This window comes from Streptomyces sp. NBC_01275 (assembly GCF_026340655.1).
Classification (GTDB): domain Bacteria; phylum Actinomycetota; class Actinomycetes; order Streptomycetales; family Streptomycetaceae; genus Streptomyces.
Genome location: NZ_JAPEOZ010000001.1, coordinates 727,583 through 752,086 on the forward strand (window position 1 = coordinate 727,583; position 24,504 = coordinate 752,086).

Sequence of the window (24,504 nt, forward strand, 5' to 3'; positions counted from 1 at the left end):
TCAAGTGCTACGTCGCCACCGCCCACTCGGAGCACACCGCAACGCACCCAGGCAACCGAGCAGGCTTGTGCGGCTCGGACAGAGAATGTCGGACTCTGCGAGGGCTCAATTGCCGACGAGACCGGGAGTTGAGGCGTGCGGAGAGTCGACTGGCGGTGTTCTAAGCGGTGAGCCCGCTTCTATGGCGTGCCCAGTGGTGAGTTCTCTGTAGTGGCTGTTGCAAGTGAGAAGGTGCTCGTGGCTTCCGGAGACTGCTGTCCCGTCCTCCGTGAGCAGGATGATGTGCCGGGCCCTGCGGATGGTGGGCAGTCGGTGGCTGGCGACGATGACGCAGCGGGTGGCCGCCAGGTCGTCCACGGCTCGGCTGACGAGGCGCTCGCTAATGGTGTCCAAGTGGGAGTTTGGCTCGTCGAGGAGGAGGATGTCGCTGTCTGTGAGTAGGGCGCGGGCTACGGCGAGGCGCTGGCGTTGCCCGCCGGACAGGTCGTGGACGCGGCCCAGGGGCGTGTCGAGGCCTTGGGGGAGACGCAACACGGTTTGGCGTAGTCCGACCGTCTCCAACGCGTTCAGCAGGTCTGCTTCGCTGGGCGGTTTGACGAGACCAAGTTGTAGGTTCTCGCGAATGGTGCCTTCGATGAGGGTGGACTGTTGGTCGACGTAGGTGACGCGTCGGCGCAGGTCGCCGAGGGGCCAGTTGCTGACGGACCTGCCCAGGACGCGGATTTCCCCGTGCTCGGCCTGTGTGAGGCAGTTGATCAGCGTGAGGACCGTGGACTTTCCGGTGCCGGAGGAACCGATGAGGGCGGTTAGTCCGGTCGCGGGGATGTGGAAACTCGCTTGGTGCAAGACAGGGTGGCCTTGTGGAAGGCGGAAGGTGACACGGCGGAAGGTCACCGCATGTGCGTCGGGGCGGGGTAGGGGCAGGATGGGAGCTGCTGTCGTGTCTTGTTCCGCTTCCGCTGGGCGAGTGAGGAGGTGGTGGAAGCGGCCTCGTGCGGTTCGTCCCGCCTGTAGATGGCCGATGCCTAGGGCGACGACTGTCAGGGGCGAGGTGAGGTGCAGCAGGTAGAGAAAGAAGCCACTGAAGGCGGCCAGAGGCAACTGTCCCTGCGTGATTTGCTGCCCTGCTGCCAATGCGACGGCTAGCACGGCAATCTGCTGGCCCAAACTCACGACCGGGCCGATGAGGCACTGCAAGCGGGTGGCGGGCAGACACGCCGAACGAACGGCGTCTGCGGCGTGCCCGAGTTTGTGTGCGGCCTCACTCTCATAGCGGCAGGCTTTGACGGTGACGAGTGCGACGAGGTGGGCGGTGAGGCTCTGTGCGAGCTGTCCGAGCGCGTGCTGCTGGGCGACTGCGAGGCGTTTCAACCGGGCCGTCATTGGGGCGATGCAAGCTCCGGTGAGCCCGAAAGCTCCGACGGCGACCATGGTGAGGCCTGGGTCGATGACGACCATGGCGGTAAGCGTGGCCGCCGTGGCGATGAGCGCCACCGGGAGGTGGACGAAACCGGATTCGATCAGCAGACGCAGGAGCGCAGCGTCTGAGGTGACCCTGGCAGTGAGGCTGCCAGTGCCCTCGTCGCGTACCGCGCGCAGCGGAAGCCGCAGCAGATGCCCCATGGCCAGGCGCCGCAGACGCAACACGGCGCGCTCGCCGACTCCCGCCAGTAACCACCCGCTCAGAGCTTGCAGCCCGGCCGCGCCCAGGACAGTGACGCTCATGCCCACGGCGGGAGGGGTGACCGGCTGGTGCCGGGTGAGAGCGTGCATCACGCCCATCGCCAGCCACGGCACCGCCAGACCGGCTGCGGCCGAAGCAAGGGACAGGATGGCCGCCAGAGCGAGCAGCAGTCGATCACCGCACAGGAGGTCCTGGCCGATGCGCAGCCCTGGAAACGCCCCGCAGTCCGGAGTCAGTGAACGGGTCGACGATCGCGAGCGGACGGACGGGAAGGTCATATCGCGGTGCCTCGTTTACGAAGACCGGGCGAGGGAGGAGCCGATCGACCGCAGCCCGGAGCTTTGCTCATCGTGTCGCGGAAGAGGAGGCGTACTGCCGGCTCCGGGTCCGGTGCAGGCAGTGGCGATCACCGATCGAAGCCCGCGGCACGGCTACAGTCGACGGTGGCAGGCTGCTCTCTGCTGGTCCGTCCAGGGGAGGGAGCCGGAAGGCCCCCTCATACCGGCTGGGGGACATCGTCGGGTGTGAATTGCACTGCTGTGCCGTACAGGTCGAGCAATCCTTCGAAGGGCTGGGCGGGCAGGCCGGGCTTCCACAGTTCGACGGCCATCTCCCCGTGGTACAGCAAGGGCCAGCGCACGTACGTCCGCGGGTCGGCCGGATCGTTGACGGCGTGTGACCGGCGGACGGTGTCGCGGGCGATCTCGACCGTCAGGTCGGTACCGCAGCCGAAGCCGTAGGGGAACTGTTCGCGGTCCGCCTCAACGGTTTCGATCACCGTGTGGTCGCTGGAGACGACGCCGACGTGGGCGTGAATACCGGCCCGGATGAGCGGTACTTCGCGTTCTCCGTCGGGGTCCAGGACCCAGGTACCTGACGGGTCCTTCGTGACGCGTACGGTGGGGCATGCCTCCATCAGGGCGCAGATCTCCCATGTCTCTACTGATGGTTGCATTGGCAGCGTGCCGCTGGGGGCCAGGACGCGCAGGCGCTGGCCGTCGGCCAGGCGCGGCTCGACGGCCACGGTCTGCTCCCGTGTGAGGCTGCGCTTGTCGACGTCCCAGGAACCTGATGCGCTGACCACGAGGCAGTTGAGATCGGGGTCGAAGGCGAACAGCATGCCTTCGCTGAAACCCCGCATTCCCATGTAGACCTCGTACATGTCGGCCAGCTGGTCGGAGACGAAGTCGGACACCTTCACCGGCGCCGGCAGCAGTCCCAGCTTGCCCATCCGCTGGCCTGCGTACGCCAGTTGCTCAGGCGCGGTGCTGGCCTGCCACGCCTCGGGGGTGATCGCGTCCCGGACGGTGTCGTAGTCCTCAGCGACCTGCCGGGCGCACGCCGCGGTGACCAGCCGATCACGCATGCGGTCGGCGATGTCCGTGGTCTCGGTGGGATGACCGCCCTCCATGTTGCAGAACGTCACCTCTGCCACCTGACCGGGAGCGTCGCCGCGGGACACGAACAGGACTTTGGCTGCGCCGAGTCGGCCCATGGCTGTGCGGGCGGTGGCGACGACTTCTGCGTGGGGGAGCGCGCTGAGCCGTTCGGGCACCTCGGCCACGGCGACGACATGGCGGGGGTTGCGGCGCAGGCCGTGCTGGTGGCGCAGCATGGCACTCAGCGGCGGGTAGGTGTCCGGGATCCTCTCGCGCAGGGGTTGCGGTCCCTCGGGGATCTGCCCGCACATGAGCATCAGGTCGACGTCGCCGTAGGAGCGGTCCAGGACGGTGTGGCCCTGTACCTCGAAGGAGGCGACCAGATGGTTGAGGAAGGACCGCAGCGCCTGCTGTCCTGCCGGCACCTCGCCGATGACCTGGACCGTGCACGGACGCCACCAGCCGCAAGCGGTGACATCGGTTTGGACGTCGGGTACGGCGACTGGTGAACTGCTCATGGCCTACCTTCCGGGAACGTTGCGGCCGCCTTGAAAGGGGCCTTCGTCGGCTGGGTCGTGGCGCGCGAAAGCGCGGCGGTGACACGTTTGTTGCCGTGGACGCGCAAGAGGCCGCGTGTGAAAACGGGCTTGGGACGTCGGCGACCTTACCGGCACCTGAAGGAACACCCATCTACCGCCACCCTTTCCGGGGATAGACGAGCGATCCGTTGACGCGTGCGCGGCGTTTTTGCACGTCAGCACCCTGGGGGCGCGACGTATTTCACGCACATGGGTGAATGGCACAGCTGCCCTGGGCCGCCGGATCGGCCGAAATCACCCCTTATATTCTGCAGATTTGCCTCTAGCGTTCACCCGCACGCGCATCGCGTGCCAGGACTGTTCGTCGCTTTCCCTAAGATCACGGCGTCACCGGCGGCGGAAGCACTTTTCGCGTGCCATCACCTGCAAGGCGTCTTTGCCGCCCCCTTTTTCTTGTGCACCGGGAGAACTCTGTGTCTGTGGCCCCCACGACCCCTGACAGGCCCGCCGTGGCGATCGTGGGCCTCTCGTGCCGGTTGCCGGGCGGCGTCGATGGGCCGCAGGACCTGTGGGCGGCGCTGGAGGGAGGACGTGACCTGGTGGGTGAGGTCCCGCCGGACCGGTTCGATCCCGAGCGGTTCGTCGACACCCAGCGGCGCAGGAGCAACAAGAGCTACACGGCGGCGGGCGGATTCCTCCAGGACGTGACCGGTTTTGACAACGGCTACTTCCAGCGGGTCTCACCGCGCGAGGCGGCGCGCATGGATCCGCAGCACCGGCTGCTGCTGGAGATGGCGGTCGAGGCCCTGGACGACGCCGGCATCGACCAGACCGCCACCGCCGGGTCGGATACGGCAGTGTTCGTCGGCATGTCCAGTCACGACTACGCCGACTTGCAGTCCACCGGCGGTGATGCCCCCAACGCGTACTCGATGGCTGGTCTGGCCGCGACCAACGCCGCCAATCGCATCTCCCACCTGCTCGACTGGCACGGGCCGAGCATGGCGGTGGATACCGCCTGCTCCTCGGCCCTGACCGCCCTGCACCAGGCGTGCGAGACGCTGCGCGCAGGCCGAGCGCGTATGGCTCTGGCGGGCGGAGTGAGCGTCCTGCTCAGTCCGTTCGGTTTCACCGGTTTCTCGGCCGCCTCCATGCTGTCGCCGACCGGCCGCTGCCGTGTCTTCTCGGCCGAAGCCGACGGCTACGTGCGTGCGGAGGGCGGCGGCGTCGTGGCCCTCAAGCTCCTGTCCGATGCGCTCGCCGACGGCGACCGCATTCACGGAGTGATCCTGGCGAGCGGCGTCAACAGCGACGGCAGCACCACCGGGCTGGCACTCCCCAGCGCCCAGGCACAAGCAGCATTGCTGGAGCAGGTCTACGCCCAGGCCGGCGTGAGCGCCGACGACCTGTCCTATCTGGAGGCCCACGGTACGGGAACACCGGTGGGCGACCCGATCGAGTGCGACGCCATCGGCCGAGCCCTGGGCACCCGCCGTACGATCGGGCCGCTGCCGATCGGATCGGTCAAGAGCAACACCGGTCACCTGGAGGCCGCATCCGGCATGGCCGGACTGGTGAAAGCCCTCCTCGTCCTGCGTCACCGCCGCATCCCGCCGACCCTGCACGCGCAGCCGCTCAGCCCTCACATCGATTTCGAGGGCTGGCAGCTCGATCCGTGCACCGACGCCAGGTCCCTTACCGGGCAGCGCCCCGTGGTCGGCGTCAACTCCTTCGGCTTCGGGGGTTCCAACGCCCACGTCGTCCTGGCCGCCGCGCCCGTAGTGCCCGTCAACAACCCGAGCGAGCCCCCCAAGGACGTGCTGCCGGTAGTGGTCTCGGCCCGCACCCCGGAGGCGCTGGAGGCCGCGGCGGCCCGCATGGCTCAGCGGCTGCAGGAGGAGACCTCCGAGGGGTTCTACGACGTCGCGTGGACGGCCGCGCGTCGTCGTACCCTGCACCCGCACCGGGCCGTGGTCCTCGCTTCCGGTGCCCGGCAGGCAGCCGAAGCGCTGGAGGCCGTTGGCCAGGGGGCATTGCCCCTGCCGGCCGCCACCGCCACGGGACAGGCTGTGGCGGAGGGCCGTGTGGTGTTCGCCTTCAGCGGTAACGGCTCCCAGTGGGCGGGCATGGGGGCGGACCTGCTGCGCGAGGAACCCGTGTTCAGGGCAGCGCTCGACCGGGTCGATGACGCCCTCCGGCCCCATCTGGGCTGGTCGGTGCGCGAGGAGATGGCCGCGGCCGACCCCGCGCGCATCGAGGCCACCGAGATCGCCCAGCCGCTGCTGTTCGCCTTCCAGATCGCGCTGGTGGAACTGTTCAAGGCCCGCGGTATCCGCCCGGCCGCGGTTGTGGGCCACAGCGTCGGCGAGATCGCCGCCGCCCACATCGCCGGCGCTCTCGACCTGCCTGCCGCCGCCCGGGTGGTCGCCGAACGCAGCCGCGCCCAGGCAGCCACGCGCGGCCGAGGCCGCATGGCCGCAGCCGGCCTGTCCGCGGAGGAGGCGATCAAGGAACTCGCCCCTTACGCCGGCGCTCTGGAGATCGCCGCCGTCAACGGCGACCAGGACGTCACCATCTGCGGTCCCGAGGAACACCTCCAAGCCCTGGGCGCCGACCTGGAGCTGCGCGCGGTCTTCTTCCGCATGCTGGAGCTGGACTATGCCTTCCACAGCCAAGCCATGGGCCCCGTACGGGACGGCCTGCTCGCGTCCCTGGAGGGGCTGCGCCCTGCCGCCACCGCTGTTCCGTTCGTCTCGACGGTCACCGGCACCGTCTGCCCGGGCGAGGAGCTCGGAGCCCACTACTGGTGGCGCAACGTCCGCGAGCCCGTGCTGTTCGGACCGGCTCTGCATACGTTGCTCGATGACGGTTTCGACATCTTCGTCGATATCGGTCCTCACCCCGTCCTGCGGCCGTACTTGCGTAAGGCGGTCAAGGGCTTGGAACAGCCTGTGCTGGTCACGGCTACCTGTGCCCGGGCCGTGCCGGGGCCCGCCGCTGTCGACACTGCGGCGGCCCAGGTGCTGGCCGCAGGCGCTCACATCCAGTGGGACGTCTTCTTCCCGCAGCCCGGATGCACGACCGACTTGCCGGCCTATCCCTGGCAGCGCGAGCGGCAATGGCACGGTGACCCTCAGTGGTGGCTGCGCGTAGCTGGTGAGACCACCCCCGTGCAGCACCCCTTGCTGGGGGCACGCGTCCCCGTGCAGCAGCCCTGCTGGTCCAACCTGGTAGAGCCCACCCGGTTGCCGTGGCTGGCCGACCACCAGGTCGCAGGCTCCGCCGTCATGCCTGCCGCCGCCTACCTGGAGATGGCCCTCGCCGCAGGCGGCCTCGTCCACGATGCCCCCGTCGAGGTAAACCATCTCCTCATCACCCGTGCTCTCGATCTGCCCTGGGATGACGAGGCCGCCGACGTGCGCGTACAGGTCTCGCTCAGCGACGGCGACCAAGCCCTGACGATCGCGGCACGTACCGGCGACGACCTGCCGTGGCAGCCGTACGCCCGGGCCCGCGTGCGGCGTCTGCTGGCCGCCGCGCCGCCCTCCGTCGACCTCGCCGCCCTGCGCTCGCGCCTGCACACCCGCATGGATGTCACCGAGCACTACGCCCGGGCCCGGCGCGCCGGCCTCGTGTACGGCCCGGCCTTCCAGGTCCTGACGGAGCTGCAGCTGCACGAGGGGGAAGCCCTCGCCTCCTACACTCTGGGCGAACCCGCCGACGGCTACCACGTCCACCCGGCGCTCCTGGACGGCGCACTCCAGGCAGGCGGTTGCCTGACCGGCGTCAACGGCGAGTACCTGCCGTTCCTGCCGGTGGCCGTCGAAGCCTTGCGCCTGTGGCGCACTCCGCCGCAGAGCGGGATGATCCACGTACGCCTGCGGGAGAACAACTCCCAGGAAACGTGCTGGGACATCACCCTGTCCGACGCCGACGGCCTTGTCTGCCTCCAGCTCACCGGCTGCCGGTTGCGCCGCATGGGCCATACCCCCACCGAACCCGTGCAGCACCTCGTCAACGTGCTGCGCGCGGCTCCAGGGACCGCCGACCCGGCGCTGTCCGGCCTCCTGCCCTCGCCCACCGCCTTGGCGCAGGCGTGTCTGCCCTACCGCGACCGTCTGGAGGAGACCTGGCGCGAGGAGGGGCACGAAGCCGGGCTGCAGCGTCTACGCGAGTGCTGCTCGCGCCTGATCGCCGACGCGTTCGCCCAGCTGCTGCCGGAAGGGCAGAGCGAGTTCGACACCGGTGATCTGGTGGCAGGCGGCATGCAGCCCCGCCACACCCGTCTGGCCGAGCTGCTCGCCCATGCCACCCGCGGCCTGCTGCACCCGACTCAGCAGGCCGGAGAAGGCCGCCCTGCCCGTTGGCGCCTTCCCGACACCGACGGCCCTCCGGCGCTGGAGCTGTTCGAGCAACTCGTCCGCGACTTCCCCCGGCATGCGGTCGAGACGTCCCTGTTCGGCCGGTGCTGCCTGCACCTGGCCGATGTCCTGCGCGGCAAGCGCGATCCGCTGACGCTGCTCTTCGATGAACCCGACCGCCATCTGATCGAGTACTTCTACAGCGACGCCGTCCAGCCCCGCTTCCACAATCAGTTGTTGCTCGCCCTGGTACGCGAACAGGTCCGCACCTGGCCCGAGGACCGGCCGCTGCGCATCCTGGAGGTCGGTGCCGGTACCGGCAGCAGCACCGCCCTGCTCCTGCCGCACCTGCCGCCCGAGCGCACCGCCTACACCTTCACCGACCTGTCCGCCGGCTTCTTCCCCTCCGCCAAGGCGCGCTTCGCCGACTTCGACTTCGTCGACTACCGCTGCCTGGATCTGAACCAGGACCCGGCCGAGCAGGGCTTCACTGCGGGCTCCTTCGACGTGGTGATCGCCACCAACGTCCTGCACGCCACCCGAGACCTGCGTGCGACGCTCGCCCGAATCACTCACCTCCTTGCCGACGGCGGACAACTCCTCGCCCACGAGACCCACGAACCCGGTCTGCTGGCCCCCTGCTTCGGCACCCTCGAGGGATTCTGGGACTTCACCGACGCCCCGTTGCGCCAGGACTCCCCTCTGCTGCCGGGGCAGGCATGGGCACCCCTGCTGCGCGAGTGCGGCTTCGACGAGGTCGCCCAACTCGGGCATGACCAAGCTTTGCCGGAACTCGAGTACTCGGTGCTTTGCGCCCGCCGCGCACCCCGCTCCCCCGCCCTCCCCGTCCCCCTCGCGCCGCCCGCCTCCCCGGACGCGCGCTGGCTGCTGGCTGGGGAGAAGCCCGACGGCGACCTGCTGCGTGACCTCGTCGTCGTTCTCCTCGAGGCGGGCGTCGACGTCCGCGTCGCCGGCCTGGACCAGACGCCTCGGCAGTGGGCGCAGGTCGCGGGGGAACAGCAGCCCCCGCACACGGTCCTGGTCTTCGACGCCGATTCCAGCGACAGCCCCGCCGACATGTGCGACCAGGCCGTCGCCCGACTCGGTGTGCTGCGGGACCTCGCCGAAACCGGCTCCAACCTGCCGGCCGGGGCCGCAGCCAACCTGTGGATCGTTACCCGGCCCAGCGGCATCCACCCCGCCCCCGAACGGCCGGGCGCTCCTGAGGACGCAGCACTGTGGGGCGCTACCCGCTCCCTGGCCAACGAGATCCCCCAACTGACCATCCGGCGTATCTCCCTGGAAGCCGGGGCCTGGCCCGCCGACGACGCGCGGCGCCTGGCGGCCGAACTGCTCCAGCCTACCGACGAGGACGAGGTCGTCCTGACCCGCGGCGGGCGCTTCGTCCCGCGCACCGTCCCCCGGCCCGCTTCCACCACCGCGCCCGAGGCCTCCAGCTCAACGCCCTTCACGCTGCGTCTGCACGACGCCGGCCTGCGCCCCCGGCTCATCTGGGCCCCGGACCGGCCGCAGCAGCCCGCCGCCGACGAGGTCACCATCGCCGTCGCAGCGGCCGCCCTCAACTACCGCGACGTCATGCTCGCCGTTGGCCTCCTGCCTCCGGGCGCGGAGACCCCGGTGCCAGATGGGCCGGCTCTGGGCCTGGAATGCGCCGGCACGGTCACTGCAGTCGGCGCCGACGTCACCCACCTGGTGCCGGGCGACCGCGTCTACGCGCTCGCCCCTCGCAGCCTCAGCTCCCACGTGACCGTCAACGCCCGCCTCGTGGGGACCATCCCCAACGGCATGACATTCACCGAAGCCGCCACCCTGCCGGTGGTCTACTTCACCGTCCACCACGCCCTCGAACGCCTCGCGCGTCTCCAAGCGGGCGAGACCGTCCTTGTCCACGGTGCCGCCGGCGGCATCGGCCTCGCCGCCCTCCAGCTCGCCCAAGCCCGCGGCGCCCACGTCATCGCCACCGCCGGCACCCCCGCCAAACGCGACCTGCTGCGCATGCTCGGCGTCCGCCACGTCCTGGACTCCCGCACCCTGGACTTCGCCGAGCACGTCCGCGACCTCACCAGCGGCCAGGGCGTCGACGTCGTCCTCAACTCCCTGGCGGGAGAGGCCATCAGCCGCACCCTGGAACTCCTGCGGCCCGGCGGACGCTTCCTGGAACTCGGCAAGCGCGACATCTACACCTCCACCCCCCTGGCGCTGAGGCCCTTCAGTAACAACATCGCCTTCTTCGGCGTGGACGCCTACCAGCTCATCTCCGGCCGCCTGCCCCAGGCCGGGACCTGCTTCGACGAAACAGCCCAGCTCATCGCGGACGGAACCTACCGCCCCTTGCTGCACCTGGCCTACCCGGCCACCCGGATCAGCGAGGCACTGCGTGTCCTGCAACGCTCCCGCCACCTGGGCAAGGTCGTCATCACCTTCGAGGAGCCACCTCCCCTGGAGCGCACCGACCCGCCCCTGCAGCTCTCCCCGCACGCCACCTACCTGGTCACCGGCGGACTCAGCGGCCTGGGAGCAGCCCTCGCCCACCGTCTCGTCGACCACGGCGCACGCCACCTCGCCCTCCTGGGCCGCCGAGGCGCCGACACCCCCGACGCCTCCCAGCTCATTCAGACGCTCGCCCAGCGCGGCGCCACCGCCACTGCCCACGCGGCTGATGTCACCCGCGGAGAGGACCTGCGCCGGACACTCGCCACCATCGACACCAATGCCTTCCCTCTGGGTGGCGTGATTCACGCGGCGATGGTCCTGGACGACGCACCGCTGGCCGAACTCACCGACGAACGTCTGCGCACCGCTCTGGAGCCCAAGATGCTCGGCGCGGCCGCCCTGGACGCGCTCACCCGCGAGGGCGACCTCCACCTGTTCGCGACCTGTTCGTCGGTCACCGCCTGGTTCGGCAATGCCTACCAGGCCAACTACACCGCCGCCAACGCCTACCTCGAAGCACTCACCCGCACCCGGCGCGCCGCCGGCCTGCCCGGCACGACCGTGGCCTGGGGTGCCGTCGGCGACACCGGTTACGCCGCCCGCCACGGCATCACCGACATGCTCGCCCGCCTCGGCCTGGACAACCTCACCCCCGCCGAGGCCTGCACCGCCCTCACGGACGCCGTCGCCCAGGACGCCGACGTCACCGCCGCCGCCAGGATCGACTGGGCCCGCATCCGCAGCATGATGCCGGCCGTGCAGACCCCCCGCCTCGCCGGTCTCATCCCCCTCCACACCCCCCAGGACGACGGACCCGACCAGCTACGTCACCGTCTCGCCACCGCCACCCCCGACGAAGCACTCACCCTGGCGGCCGACGCCATCACCCAGGTATTGGCCGAGATCCTGCAGACCGACCCCGCCCGCCTCGACCGCGACCGCCGCCTGGACCAGCTCGGGCTGGACTCCCTGATGGCCGTCGAAGCCGTCGTCGCCGCGCGCCGGCGTCTGGGTTGCGAACTGCCGACCCTGGAATTCCTCAACGCCCAGGGCATCACCGACCTGGCCCGCCGCGCCCTGATCCGCCTCGGCCACCAGACCCCCACCGTGCCGGCGCCGGCCGCGCCCAGTTCAACAGCGCCGGTTCTGCCCGTGCCGGGCCCGGCCGGGCCCGCACTCAGCACTCCCACTCCCTGATCTCACCGACCCGTACACCTGTAGTAGAGAGGCTGACCGTGATGTGCGAGCCACCCCTGCATCCCGACCGCTCGCACATCCCGGGCTCCCTCGCCGCGCTCGCCCGGTGGGCCGTACGCCGCAACCGGCTCGTCCTGGCCGCCGCCGCACTCTTCGTCGTCCTCACGGGTCTGCTGTCCGCCGGAGTCTCCGCAACCCTGAGCAGCGGCGGCTGGCTTGCCGAGAACACCCCGGCGGCGCAGGTACGCAACCGGTTGGCGCAGTCCCCCCACGGGGGTATGCCGCCCCTGTTGCTCCTCGCCCGCACCACCGGGTCCGTCGACGATCCGGCTGCGCGCACCGCCGGCACCCGACTTGCCGAGGATCTGCGCCAGGTACCCGGCGTCACCGGCGTCGACTCGTACTGGACGGGCCCTCTCAGCCCAACCACCGCCGCCCATACGCCACCGCCCCCGCCCGACCCACTGCTGCGCGCCGCCGACGGGCACACGGCCCTCGTCGCCCTGTGGCTCGATGCGACAGAGCACGTCCGGCACGACGCCACCGAACACGTCCTCGTCCACGCTGCCCGCCCACACAGGCCCTTGGAGATCCGGGCAGCCGGCGAGGCCGTCGTCACCCACGAGTTCCAACTGCACAGCGAGCAGGACCTGCTGCGTACGGAACTCCTGGCCATGCCCGTCACCCTCGTACTGCTCCTCCTGATCTTCGGCAGCATTGCGACGGCAGTCTTGCCCCTTGCCGTGGGCGCCGTCGCCATCACCGGCACCACCGCGATCCTGCGCGCCCTGACCGCCGCCACTCCCGTCTCCACCTTCGCCCTCAGTCTCACTACAGCCGTCGGTCTGGCCCTGGCCGTGGACTACAGCCTTTTCCTCGTCGCCCGCTACCGCGAGGAGATCGCCGGCGGCTGTCCGCACCCCGAGGCCGTGATCACCGCCGTCCGCACCGCCGGTCGCACCGTCGCCGCCTCCGCCGGCGTCGTCGCCGTCTCCCTGCTGGGTCTCCTGCTCTTCCCGGTCCCGCTGATGCGCTCCCTTGGCATGGCCGGCATCAGCGTCGTCCTGCTGGCCGCCGCGGCGGCCCTGCTGATCGTTCCTGCGGCCCTCGCCTGCCTCGGCGAGCGCCGGGCCGGGCGCGACTTCCTCGCTCGTCGCCGGCAGACCGCCCGGTCCGCGGCCCGCTGGCACAGCCTGGCGAGCGCCGTCATGCGCCGCCCGCTTGCCGTCCTCACGCTCACAGCAGCTCTCCTGGTCCTGCTCGCGCTGCCCTTCCGCGATGTGAACCTCGGCCTGAGCGACGAGCGGGTGCTGCCCGCCGGCTCACCCGTCGTCGCCGCCACGGAAGACCTGCGCACCGGCTTCCCCCAGGTAGGCACCGAGGTTGACATCGTCCTGCCCGGCTGGCGCCCCGCAAGTCCCGGCGATGCTGATCGCCTCGACGCCTACGCCCGGCGCCTTTCCGAGCTGCCCGGCGTCCAGGGATTGCGTACCGCGACCGGCACCTACCTGGACGGCAAGTCCGTCGGCGCCCGCTGCGATCCCACCGCTGAACTAGCTGCGTCCCGCCCGTGCGCCGGGGTACGGCGGTTCACCCTGCCCACCGGGACGTGGCTGGCCCTCAACTCCGCCCCCCGGCCCTACAGTGCCGCAGCTGCCCACCTCCTGCACACCATCCGTACTCAGCCAGCCCCCGCACCCGCCTTCACCGGCGGCGCCACGGCAGAACTCCTCGACACTCGCGACGTCACTTTTCAGTGGCTTCCCGCAGCCCTGGCTGTTGTCGTTGTCGCAACCTTGGCCTTGCTGCTCGTCTTCACCCGAAGTCTCTTCCTGCCTCTCAAGGCCCTGGTGATCAATTCCCTTAGCCTCACGGCGACCTTCGGCGCGATGGTCTACGTCTTTCAGCAAGGTCATCTTCGCCACTTGGTCGGTGCCTTCACCGTGACCGGCACCACTGACCTCGCGCTGCCGTTCATCGCGTTCTTCCTCGCGTTCGGCCTGTCGATGGACTACGAAATCCTGCTCCTGGCCCGCGTCAGCGAGGCGTACAACCGGTCCCGCGATACCGCCCGAGCGACAGCCGAGGGGCTGCAGGCCGCTGCGCCTCTGTTCACCGCCTCCGCCGCCGTAGTCCTCGTCGTCCTGCTGGCACTCGCGGCAACAGACGTGACCGACATCAAGATCATCGCTGTCACAGTGGCCCTGTCCGTCCTCTTGGACGCGGTGGTGATCCGCCCCCTGATGGTGCCGGCCGTCATCAAGCTGGCGGGAGCTGCCAACTGGTGGCTGCCGTCTGTCCTGCGGCGCCGTCTTCCCCTGCCGTCGGCCCCCGAGCCTCTTGGGCACGACACCGTCGAGACCACCGCCTCCAAGCCCGCAACCGACGCATCCCTGGCCACCTGACCAGGCGCGGACGAGCCCCGAAAGGGTCCCATGCTCCGCTATGACCTCACTGGCCGCACCGTCGCCATCACCGGCTCCACCGGCGGACTCGGCTCCGCAGTCGCCCAGGCGTTGCGCCGCCGAGGTGCGCACCTCGCCCTCCTCGACCTTGACGGGACCGCTGTCGCCGCTCAGGCCGACGCGCTCGGCGGTTCCCGCGTCGCCTGGGCAGCGCAAGCGGACGTGACCGATCTCGACAGCGTCCGGACGGCGATCGACCGCGCCGCCGCTCACTTCGGTCGCATCGACGTCGTCATCGCCAACGCCGGCGTGAGCGCCGTTGCCCCGATGGCCACCCTCAACCCAGACGCTTTCGAACGCGTCCTCGACGTCAACCTGACCGGAGTCTGGCGGACCTTCAAAGCCGCCTTGCCGCACGTCGAGCGTCAACGCGGCTATCTGCTGGCCACCTCCTCCATGGCGGCCTTCGTGCACTCCCCGCTCCAGGCCCCCTACACGGCCAGCAAGGCCGGAGTCTGGGCGATGTGCAACAGCATCCGTCTGGAAGTGCGGCACCTCGGCGTTGGCGTCGGGACCCTGCACCCCACGTTCCTCAAAACGCCGATGCTGGACGCGATCCACGCGGATCCGGCAGGTCGGCGCCTATGGGGCGGAAACGAACGAGGGCTGTGGCGGATGTGCACCGTCGACAAGGCCGTGCGCAGCATCGTGTCAGGCATCGAACGCCGGGCGCAGACGATCACCTCGCACCGCGCCCACGGGATCGTCGCAGCAACCCCCGGCTTCTTCCGGCCCTTCATCGACCGCGTCGGGTTCACGACCAGGACCATCACCGAGGCCAGCGCTGCCTCCTCACCCAGCGGCGGCCTTGCGCCCACATCTCAACCGGGAGATGTGAATTTGATGAACAAAGCGCTGGATTTGAGGTAGTCGAGGGCAATCTCGGTACGAAGAGCGGCGGCACCCGGGCGGTGCCGCCGCTCTTCGTTGACCCCAGAGTCAGGGCCGGCGCCGCCGGCGGGTGAGGTCGGGGACGGAGGACTGGGCCGCCACCTGCTGGTCCAGGGCCGCGTTGGTCTCCTTGAGCTTGCTGTTCTCGATCTCCAGGACGTGGACGATCCGGGCCAGGAGCTGCGCCTGTCCGCGCAGATCGTCGCGTTCGGCGCGGACGCGGGCCAGGTCCTGCTGCTGCCTGGCCGCGCGGGCCCGCGCTGAGTCGGGAAGCGTTTCGGGGACGGGAGTGCGGGCCTTGACCAAGGCGTAGAACAGGTCCTTGAGGCCGATGTGCTTGTGGGTGAGCTTGTTGCGGCGCAGGCCGGCTTCCGCGGCCAGGGAGACGACGGTCAGCTTGCCGTCGGAGTGTAGCGGGGCTCCGATCAGCAGGCGCACCATGGCGTCGGTGATGGCTCTGATCTCCGCGGCGTCCTCGGTGTCGGCGTGGCCCTGGGCGCCGGTGAGGGCCTCGCCGACGAGTTGGGCCAGCGCTGCGCCGTCGCGCGTGCCGCGCGCGGTCACGACGGGGGTGTTCATCGGCGCTCCGTAGGTTCGGTGTCGGCCGGCTGCTGGGCGTCGTGACGGCGGATGATGGCGGTGAGGAGGTTCTTGCGCTGCTGTTCGCGGGCGGCGATGGGGTAGGGGTCGAGGCCAGCGTCGGTGTCCGCGTCGATCCGCGCGACCTCGGTGCGCAGGGCGCTGATCTGGCTGTCGGTTTGGCTGATGTTCGCGCATGCCGGGTGGCAGCGAGAGTGGTCGGGGGTGCTGCGGCCGCCGTCGCGCGCCCGGTCGCGGTCGGGGTTGCACAGCGCGGTGAAGGCGTCGTGGTTGCAGGTCAGGAACGCCTTGGGGTCCTCGTAGACCTGGAGTCGGGGGTTGGCGACCAGCGCGCGCAGTTCGCGTCGTCCCAGGTAGGTCCCGGCGTAGCGGTCGGAGAACTCGACTGCCGCGGCGCGGTAGCGGTCGGCGGCCGGGCCGCTGACCTTCTCACCAGCTGCGAGGCGTTCGCCGGCCTCGGTGAGGGTCTCGGCCAGGGCCAGGCCCTTCTCCTGGTCCAAGACCTCCAGCATGTCGGCCTTCGAGCGCCCGGCGTAGGACTCCGACATGGCGGTGGCCGCGTGGCCGTACTGCACCGCGAGCGCGATCCGGCCGCCGGGCTGGCGGTAGATGAACCAGGCGACGGTGCGGCGGAAGCGGCGCAGGGCGACGGCGCCGTCGGGATCGGGAGGGATCAGCTCGTGGGGCCGGTCGTGGGCGGCGGCGAGCTGATTGGCCCAGGCGGTGAAGGCCCGGATCCGTTCCACAGCGGTGTCGGAGGACTGGCCGGTGCGGGGCATGCAGGTGCCCTTGGCGTACCGGTAGAGGGTGCGGGTGAACAGCTGCTCGCCGTCTTCGAGCTCCTCGACGACGGCGATGGCGCGCGCGACGGGCTCCAGCACGATCCACGGGTCCGCTCGCTGTTCGCCTTCGCCGATCGCGTTGCCTTCCTCGTCGAGCACGCCCTTGAAGTGCCGGCCGCGGATCTCGAACCGTACGGTGCCGTCGTCGCGCTCCACGCGGGTGCAGCAGCCGCGGCGCAGGGCCAGGACCTCCTCGGGCCGCATGCCGGAAAGGTAGGCGCAGCAGATCAGGGCGGCGGTGGAAAGGTGCAGCACCAGCACGTCCACGTCATCGAAGCCGATCGCCCCTCGCCACGGTGCGGCGCCGATCCGGGCGGTGAGCGGGACGTCGAGGAGCGGGGCGGAGCCGAAGTCGGCCGGGGTGAGCTCGTCGGCCAGGATGCCGCGGGCGCGGGCGACCTGCGAGGTGGTGACACCAAGGGTGCCGGCCAGGAAGGTGTTGGCCATCGGCGGCAGCGGCCCGCCGAAGCGGGCGCGGACGGCGGTGGCGCCGGGCGCACCGCTGGAGGGCAGCTTCTGCCCGGCCGCGAGCAGGCCGCGCAGGTGGGCCACCGCGGTCTCGGTGCCACCGCGCGGGGCGCGGTCGGGGATGGTGCCGAGCAGCCGGCGGTGCTCGCGGGCGGCGGTCAAGATGTCCGGGGCCAGGTCCAGGACCGTGCGCAGCGCCCACACCAGCAGCGGGGCCATGACGGCCGGGTGCACGATCGCGACGCTGTTCTCGCCGTCCGGGGTGTCGTCGTTGGTGCCGAGGAAGTCGGACATGACCGCGGCCGGATCCTCCCACGGCGGCATGACCAGTCGGTCGCGCTCGGGTAGGTAGGGGGCGTAGGCCCACAGCCGCGAGATCACCCACAGGGCCTTGGCGTCGGTACGCCACCGGCGGCCGAGCGGGCGCAGGTGCTCGGCGTACGCCTCCAGGTCGCCCGTGGTGACCTGGGAGAGCTCGGTGATGCCGCGGCCGCCGAGCCAGACGGCGAAGCGGATCCAGATCTGGAAGTTGTGGCGCAGGGTGCCCGGTTGGGTGGTTGAGCGCGGTTCGACTCTCTGGGGCTGATCAGCGCCAGGCGCCAGGCCAGTTCGCGAAAGCGCGGCAGCTGCTCGGGGTCGAAGCCGGGCTGCAGCCGATTGAACGGCAGGACGAAGGCGTCCGGGGCCGGGTCGACGATCTCCAGGCCGGCCGGCAGGGGCGAAGAAGCGTTCACGGGTCGAGCCTCCGTTCCAGCATCGCGTGGATCAGCTCCCGCTCGCTGTCGGCCACGGCGGCGACCAGCTGGGGCCGCGCGTCGGTGGTGGTGTAGGTGGTGAGGAAGTCGCCGATCCGTGCGTGGTGCGTCGCCCAGTCCGCGGCCCACACCGCCGGCGTCACGGCCGCGCGCAGGGACTCCAGCGTCTGGTGCAGGTAGGCGATGCGGGGCAGGTCGCGGCCGGTGGCCACCGCGTTGCGGCAGGCGAAGCACAGCAGGAACGACACCGCGCACGGCATCCCCGGCCGCGCTGTAATCGGAGTTGAGGAAGTCCGCGCACGAGGCGACCGGGGTACGCAGCTGGCCGGCCAGGATCCGGCGCGCCACCTCCAAGTCGATCCCGGCTTCCCTGGCCACGAGCTCGGCGCTCACCTCGTCGGCGGCGTCGACCTCCTCGACCAGGCGCATGGCGACCGTCTGCCGGGCGGAGGCCAGAGCCTGGGCCAGCCCGAGCTCCACCGCGCCGCGCGAGGCGGCGCGGACGTCCTCATCCTCCAGCTGGTAGTCCTGCTCATGGGTGGCCTGGGTGTTGTTGCGGGCCCGGCCATGGTGCGCCTGCACGCTGTGGCGCAGCGCCTGGGCGTGCACCCGGGCGGGCAGGTCGACGCCGCCGTCGCGGACCTGCTGCTGCCAGCGCCGGATCGCGCCCTCCAGGGCCTTGCCAACCTCGTGGTCACGGAGATTCTCAGCTCCACCCAGGCCGCGGTGGCCGACCAGCAGCTTCGTCGCGGGCCGGCCCAGCGCCTCCAGGGTGGTCCGGGCCGGCGCGGTCAGCTCCAGCACGTGCCGCAGGGCCCGACCGCTGGAGCCCTCGCCGACGTCGACGAGCGTATTGCTCGCGTGCCGGCGCCGTCCGCGCCGGGCCTTGTCCGTGTCGACCTGATGCACGGCGGGGTCCTCGCGGTCGGCGTTCGGCCACCAGGTGGGCACGTCCATCTTCTTGAGCACCGACTGGTTCCACGCCTCGTGCGCGATCAGCAGCACGGCCGCCGCCCCGATCTCCGCCGGCGTCGGAAAGAGTCGGGCCAGCGAGGCGGCGTTGCCCTCGAAGCCGAGCGCGCGCTCCGCGTACGCGGTCACCGCGCGGTCGGCTCTGGTGGGGTGGCGCGGAAGGTCACCGGTGCGGGCCAGCACGTCCAGCACCTCCCCGAGGGGCCAGTCGCTGTCCCCGCGCTCGATCGCTCCTGCCCGCCACCGCTGGAGGACCGCGGTGTTCGCCGCGATCCGCAGCCGCCCTGCGCGTACCGTCGCGGCGGCCGCGTCCCGGATCCGGCGCAGTTCCTCCCTGGTGTGGGCCTGCTTGCGCGGCCGTCCTCGCCGGGCCGGCGGCCGACGCCGCGGCGTCTGCAGGAACACCCGGGTCGCCTCCGGCACCCCGGGCGCGCGCCGGATCACCGCGGCCAGGACCCGGCGGACGTGGATGTCGCCGGTCCACTGCTTCCACCACTCCACCGTGATCTGCCCGGTCGCGGCGACGGGCGGCTCGGCCGCCGCCGCGTCCTTGAACAGCAGCTTCAGCGTGCTGGCGTTCGTCTGGTAGGTGTCCTGGCTGCCCCAGCCCCGGCCCTGCGCGGCCAGGGCGGCCACCAGCGCCCGCCGGAAGTCGACGGGGCCGGGGCTGTCCCGGAAGTCCCACACGCCCAGCGGCTTCCCGGCACCGCTGACCGGACGGATGACCAGGTCGTCCGCGTCCAGCATCGGCGCCTTGCGGTAGTCCGTCGGCGGCAGCGCCGCCCGGCGCCCCCGGCCGCTCACGCCGCGTCCAGGATCAGGCCCGTGCGCGCCGCCAGCTCCGCGATCTTCTCCGCGTTCACGGGGTTGTCGTCATCGCCCAGCAGCGACTCCAGCTGCAGCCCGCGCACCGGCTCCAGGTACACGTCCCGCGTCACCTGATCGCTGCGGTGCCCCAGCATGTCCTTGACCATCAGCCAGACCTGCCCGTACACCTCCTCGTAGTGCAGGCGCTCGGCCGGTGTCAGCCCGAGCCGGCGGTCCAGCGCGTTGTGCAGCGCGATCAGGGTACGCAGGGCCATGGAGTGCCGCAGCATCTTCGGCGTCGCGAAGACGTCGAGGCCCGCGGCGTCGCACCGGTCGCTCGCCCGCTCGAAGACCTTCGTCCAGCTCGTGTACCGCAGCGGCAGCCCGCTCTCGGTCAGCCACAGCATCGCCGGCTCCAGGCCGTCCTCGCCCTCGACGAACAGCAGCATCCGCTCGGCGGCCGTCAGCCTCCCGAGCGCGCTCTCGCCCTTACGCCCGTCCGGGCTCCTCCACTGCACGCGGCCCGCCCGGCTGACCGTCTGGATGATGCGAAGGTCGGGCAGCCGGTCGTAGACGCCGCGCCGTCGCGCGCGAGCCACCGCCAAAGCGCGCGTGCTCATCCGGTAGCCCTCGACGCGCTGGAGCGCCGGATGGCCGAGGTAGAAGGTGTAGCCGGCCCGCTTGGCCACACCCTGGCCCGCCTTGCCCGGGTAGTAGTTCCGCCGCCCGAGCGCCGGCAGCTCGCAGAGCAGCAGGGTGCCGCCCTCGCGGCGCCGCAGGCCGCTGGAGTACATCAGGTCGGCGTACGCCGTGTCCCGGCCAGCCGAACGGCCGCGCCGAGCCTCGTCTTCCAAGCCGCTCGGCAGCATGCCGGCGAGCCCGACGTTGCGCCACAGCCGAAAGGCCCGGGGCGACAGCCACTTCACGTCCGAGGTCTTCACGTCCGACGGCGAGGCGAGCGTCACCGGGTTCGACGGAACGAGGCCGCGCTGGGCCGCGATGCCGTACAGCAGCTTCAACGCCGCCTGCTCCTTCGCCCACGTGCCGCCGTCGACCGGCGCCGGGTTCGTCGCCCCGCGCCGACGCCAGTCCTCCCAGTCCTCGACGTCGTCTTCCGACGCCTCGTTCCAGTCCAGCCCGCGCTGCCACAGGAAGGTGAAGAACAGCCGGTAGAGCGGGGCGTACGTGACCTGCGTGCCCTGCGCCTTGGCGGAGAACGCCGAGCGTCGCAGGCACTCGCTCAGACGAGGATCGACCCGGCCGTCCGGCGTGACGAGGATCGGCTGCCGCTCGCGCAGCCCGAGCGCCCGCTCCCGCTCCTCCAAGTCCTCCCAGCCGGGGACGGGTCGGCCTCCAACGGGATCACCCCCGTCACCAACCCAGAACAGCCGCCACTCGTAGCCCACTTGACTCCCTCAGCCGCAACACGACATGAGGCAACACAGCGTATGTCCACAGAACACCGCTATGTATCGCCCTGCACTACGAGGGCCTGCTCGTCGCGCCTGTTTCCGCCTCGGTCACGAGGCCAGGCGGTACGAGCGGAGGGCGGGGGCGCACCATCCGTGACGAGCACGGGCCGCCTGTCGCCGGTGAGCCGGTCGAGGTTTCGCGCCCCTGCACCCTCAAGCGCCAACAACCCAGGCGCCGTGGCGCGTTGCTGCGCTGCGGTGTGCAGCGAGATACGTAAGGACCACGGCGACAGCCGCGTTACAGCAGATCCTCGCCAATCAATCCTGCGCAGACGCAGAGAGGCAGAGCCTTGGAAGGTGTGCCAAAGTCCTCCGTCTCCTGGGCAGTCCAGGCGTTCGCGGCTCGAGCGGGACAGGGGCGCGTGATGGGGGCGGATCGGAAGGCGGGACTCGACAGGTGGACCTCCTCGGAGCGGGACGCGGTCGTGGGACCCGGCAGCGCGGGATGCGTACTGCTATAGCGGCCAGCCCCTCTGCAGGCGGTCCTTCAATGCCGCACCCCGTGGCTGACCTGGTGTTTTCCGGGTCGTTGTACGTTGACATGATCCCGGACGGGGTTCCAGTCCCGTGGGCCACTTTCTCGTCTGGCGTGGGCGAATGGCGGAGCCTCGTCACGCAGACCCACTCGCCCCTTGGTATCCCCGCCGTGGATCCGGCCGACATCTCGGACGGTGACCAATGTGTGCGATGCCGATGGTCCAGTGCCGCTGCTGCGCTGCAAGTGATCAGCTGACCGAGGTCGGCACCAAACCCCGGCCGCGCAAGACTGTCTGAAGGAAGACGGTGCCTGGCTGATCACTCACGCAGATCACCGAGTTGTACGTCCAGAATTGGAGGGGCGTGCAAGGCTGTCCCGGATCACGATGTCGCTGGCGTGTAGAGCCGCCGTCAGCTTTCCTTGCAGCTCGCCCGGGATGGTCCCTGCCCCGAGGGCGCAGGCATGCACGGGAGCGCGGCAGTCCTGGGCTTGCCTGTCCGTGGCGATCGCGGTGAACAGAGGGGGCGCCAGGTTTTCGCGGGGCGCGTAGCCGTCTTCGGCCTCGGCCGTCCTGCGGTGGAGGTCCTCGACGATGCGGTGGGCGGTAGGAGCCTCGGCGGAACCGATCGCGTCGAGGACGGTAAGGCCGAGCCGGATGTCGAATACGGTCATCCCGGGTTCGGCCGGCCACTCGAGATAGGTGGCCGCCAGCGCCGCCAGTTGGTCTTCGACGGACTTCTCGGCGTCGCGGCGGCACAGGACGGTCAGGCATGCCGTGATGGCTTGCTCCCACGGATCGCCGGGCATCGTTTCGGCAAGGAGAACAACTGCCCATGCCGTGTCACCCGCAACGAGGGCAGCGAGTATGGCAACTTGGCGTCCGTCGAGCATCCGTTTGCCTACGCCTCTGTGAGCTTCGATGTGTCAGGTCAGACGATCTTCGCCGTGGACACCCACCCGACGACCAGCTCGAGTATCCCGCCCGCCCCTCACACCAGACCCGTGACCTGCAACTTCACGATGCACACCACTCAGTTGTGCGCGGCTGTGCACAGGGTCGAAGGAGTCCAGGTCCCCGGGCAAGATCCAGCGGACACCGTCGAGGGCCCGTAAACGGTCTTTGCACGAGTGGCAGGGTGAGGACCGGGGCAGTGTCCGCGCATGAAGTCGGATCTCACGGCGTATGACGCGGCCATCATGGACTGGGACGGCACGGTCGTGGACTCGCAGCCCATGAACTTCCGCTGCCTGGCTGGGGTACTCAAGCTGTATGGGGTGACGTTACGGGAGAGTTGGTACCGCGAGCGACTAGGTACGTCGGTGGACGGACTCCTGGCTGAGCTCGGCGTCTCGGTACCTCTTGGCGACGTTCTCCCCCGCTGCGGCGAACTGATCATCCAGGAGTTGCCGTCGTTGCAGGCGTTCCCGATGGTGGTCGAATGGCTGGTGCGCGCTCGTGCTGGCGGGCTGGTCTGTGCGGTGGCGTCCGGCGGCGGTGGCGCCGTGGTCCGTGCCGGTATCGAAGCCACGGGGCTGACGCATCTGTTCGATGTTGTGGTGACACGCGAGGACGCAGTCCGGGGTAAGCCGGCGCCTGACCTGTTTCTGGAGGCTGCGCGGCAGCTTCGAGTGCCGCCGCAGCGGTGCCTCGTGGTTGAGGACGCGGAGGAAGGGCTGGCGGCGGCGCGGGCCGCAGGGATGGACGTGGTAGACGTGCGTCCATACGTGACATCCAGCTGGTGATCTGGTCGTCTCACACGGCGAGGAGGACCTTGAGTTCCTCCGCGAACTCCGTAACAGCGGGGTCCTGGGGGTAACGGCGCCGCAGGGTGCGATCGAGTTGCTGAGTGCGGCCTCGGACGGAGTCGACCAGCCGGCCGCTGGTGAGCGCTTCGTGGGCGGTGGCAACGGCGGCGTCCGGCTCGCCGAGCGCTGATTGCGCCTGGGCCAGGTCAAGCCGGGCGATCGCAAGCCGCGTGGGGGCTTGGAGAGGGCGAGGGAAGCTGCGGTAGTGGCCGATGGCTTCTTCGGCAGCTGCGCGCGCACGGTTGGCGTGGCCGAGCCAGCCGTACGAAGAGGCGTCATAGGAAGTGATGCGCACCGCGTCGACGCCGAACAGCCCGGTGCCGTGGAGCGGCAGTTGCGCCTGGTAATCACGGGCGCGTACGGCGGCTCGTTCGAACTCGTGGTGGTTGCCGAGCCGGGCATGGGCGCGGGCGACTTGAGCGGACAGACGTACAGCGGCGTTGCCGTCCCGGGGAGCGACGGCCAGGCCGCGGGTTGCCGCGAGCAGAGCGTCCAAGGGGCGGCTGTCGTAGAGAGCGTGGGTGCTGCGGACGTCTTCGGCCCAGGCACCGACCTCGGAGAGGTCGGCCTGCTCACCCTGCGCCCAGGCGTCGTCGCAGTAAGCCTGGACCAGGTCACCTTCGCCGAGGTCGTGTGCGACCCAGGCAAGGATCACCGAGAGCATGCCGGCGTGGCGGGCGAGTTCGCGGGCCTCGCGCAGGGTATGCCGGCGCTCGTGCTGGAACGTGAAGACGCGGTGCCTCATGCGTGCGGCCGTCGGCCACAATTCGTGCGGCGGCTGGGAGGAGTACGTGGTGCCTAAGCCATGGACGGCCGTCTCGAGTTCCGCGATATCGGAAGGGTCGAGTTCCGTGAGCGTCGCATGATGGGCGTAGGCGCGCGCAGTGGCGGCGCTCGCGGTGCCAGGGGTCATGAGCGGAGTCAGAGCCGTGCCGCCGATCAGCGCGAGGGCGGTGCGTCGCTTCGTGGGATCACCCACTTCGTCGGGCGTCGCGGCAGGCGACGCGGGATGGTCAGGGCCACGGTGGGATGCCGCGTCTGGGTCCATACCCAGATCAGCGGGCGTCAGAGCTGGGGAGAGCCCGCAGAGGCGGGTGAGGGTGTAGGCGAGGACCACCGGTAAGGGGCCTCTGGGAATCTCGCCATCGCGGACCCAGTGGCCGATCCGGGTGCGGTGCGGTGGGCGGGCGTCGGTGTGGCCCGTGATCCACAAGTCGTTCTTCAATTCGACGGCGAGGTTCACCTGCCTCAAGCCCCGCCAGCTCCTCATCTTCTCCGGCCTCACCATCGGCACCTACTTCGCCTTCGCCGCCTGACATCCGCCCAGCCGGGGG

Annotated in this window: 11 protein-coding genes and 1 pseudogene; 4 read left to right on the forward strand and 8 right to left on the reverse strand. The window is 70.4% G+C overall.

Features of this window, described 5'->3' with window-relative positions; all coding sequences use genetic code 11:
• Positions 1–105: 105 nt before the first annotated feature.
• Both OG562_RS03235 and OG562_RS03240 read right to left on the reverse strand, forming a co-directional pair.
• Positions 106–1,962: an ABC transporter ATP-binding protein gene (locus OG562_RS03235; protein WP_266393386.1), complete on the reverse strand. Its 1,857-nt coding sequence runs from the start codon at positions 1,960–1,962 to the stop codon at positions 106–108.
• Positions 1,963–2,180: 218 nt separating this feature from the next.
• Positions 2,181–3,581 (reverse strand): hypothetical protein, encoded by a 1,401-nt coding sequence (locus OG562_RS03240; RefSeq protein ID WP_266393388.1) that lies wholly within the window; start codon positions 3,579–3,581, stop codon positions 2,181–2,183.
• 494 nt (positions 3,582–4,075) lie between these two features.
• On the opposite strand from OG562_RS03240, the gene OG562_RS03245 reads away from it, so the two are divergent.
• From OG562_RS03245 to OG562_RS03255, 3 genes are read left to right on the forward strand one after another with little or no spacing between them, the layout of a single operon-like run.
• Positions 4,076–11,614: a type I polyketide synthase gene (locus OG562_RS03245; RefSeq protein WP_266393389.1), complete on the forward strand. Its 7,539-nt coding sequence runs from the start codon at positions 4,076–4,078 to the stop codon at positions 11,612–11,614.
• A gap of 41 nt (positions 11,615–11,655) precedes the next feature.
• Positions 11,656–14,019, forward strand: a complete 2,364-nt coding sequence (locus tag OG562_RS03250) for an MMPL family transporter (RefSeq protein ID WP_266393391.1) — start codon at positions 11,656–11,658, stop codon at positions 14,017–14,019.
• 30 nt (positions 14,020–14,049) lie between these two features.
• Positions 14,050–14,949: an SDR family NAD(P)-dependent oxidoreductase gene (locus OG562_RS03255; RefSeq protein WP_266393393.1), complete on the forward strand. Its 900-nt coding sequence runs from the start codon at positions 14,050–14,052 to the stop codon at positions 14,947–14,949.
• 69 nt (positions 14,950–15,018) lie between these two features.
• Here the strand turns inward: OG562_RS03255 and OG562_RS03260 are convergent, their stop codons facing one another.
• The 5 genes and pseudogenes from OG562_RS03260 to OG562_RS03280 form a co-directional block, all read right to left on the reverse strand.
• Positions 15,019–15,549 carry a hypothetical protein gene (locus tag OG562_RS03260; RefSeq protein WP_266393394.1) on the reverse strand — a complete coding sequence of 177 codons (531 nt, stop codon included), beginning with the start codon at positions 15,547–15,549 and terminating at the stop codon, positions 15,019–15,021.
• On the reverse strand, positions 15,546–17,261 hold the full coding sequence (locus OG562_RS03265) for a hypothetical protein (protein WP_266393395.1): 1,716 nt from the start codon (positions 17,259–17,261) through the stop codon (positions 15,546–15,548). Before OG562_RS03265 ends, OG562_RS03260 begins: the two co-directional genes overlap by 4 nt.
• Positions 17,258–19,411, reverse strand: a complete 2,154-nt coding sequence (locus OG562_RS03270) for a hypothetical protein (RefSeq protein WP_266393396.1) — start codon at positions 19,409–19,411, stop codon at positions 17,258–17,260. Before OG562_RS03270 ends, OG562_RS03265 begins: the two co-directional genes overlap by 4 nt.
• Positions 19,408–20,820 carry an integrase gene (locus tag OG562_RS03275; RefSeq protein WP_266393401.1) on the reverse strand — a complete coding sequence of 471 codons (1,413 nt, stop codon included), beginning with the start codon at positions 20,818–20,820 and terminating at the stop codon, positions 19,408–19,410. Before OG562_RS03275 ends, OG562_RS03270 begins: the two co-directional genes overlap by 4 nt.
• 874 nt (positions 20,821–21,694) lie before the next feature.
• A pseudogene (locus OG562_RS03280) lies at positions 21,695–22,288 on the reverse strand (hypothetical protein); the annotation flags it as partial.
• Positions 22,289–22,525: 237 nt separating this feature from the next.
• On the opposite strand from OG562_RS03280, the gene OG562_RS03285 reads away from it, so the two are divergent.
• Positions 22,526–23,107: an HAD family phosphatase gene (locus OG562_RS03285; protein WP_266393403.1), complete on the forward strand. Its 582-nt coding sequence runs from the start codon at positions 22,526–22,528 to the stop codon at positions 23,105–23,107.
• 10 nt (positions 23,108–23,117) lie between these two features.
• On the opposite strand, the gene OG562_RS03290 is transcribed toward OG562_RS03285, so the two are convergent.
• Positions 23,118–24,422: an XRE family transcriptional regulator gene (locus OG562_RS03290; RefSeq protein ID WP_266393405.1), complete on the reverse strand. Its 1,305-nt coding sequence runs from the start codon at positions 24,420–24,422 to the stop codon at positions 23,118–23,120.
• Positions 24,423–24,504: the final 82 nt, after the last annotated feature.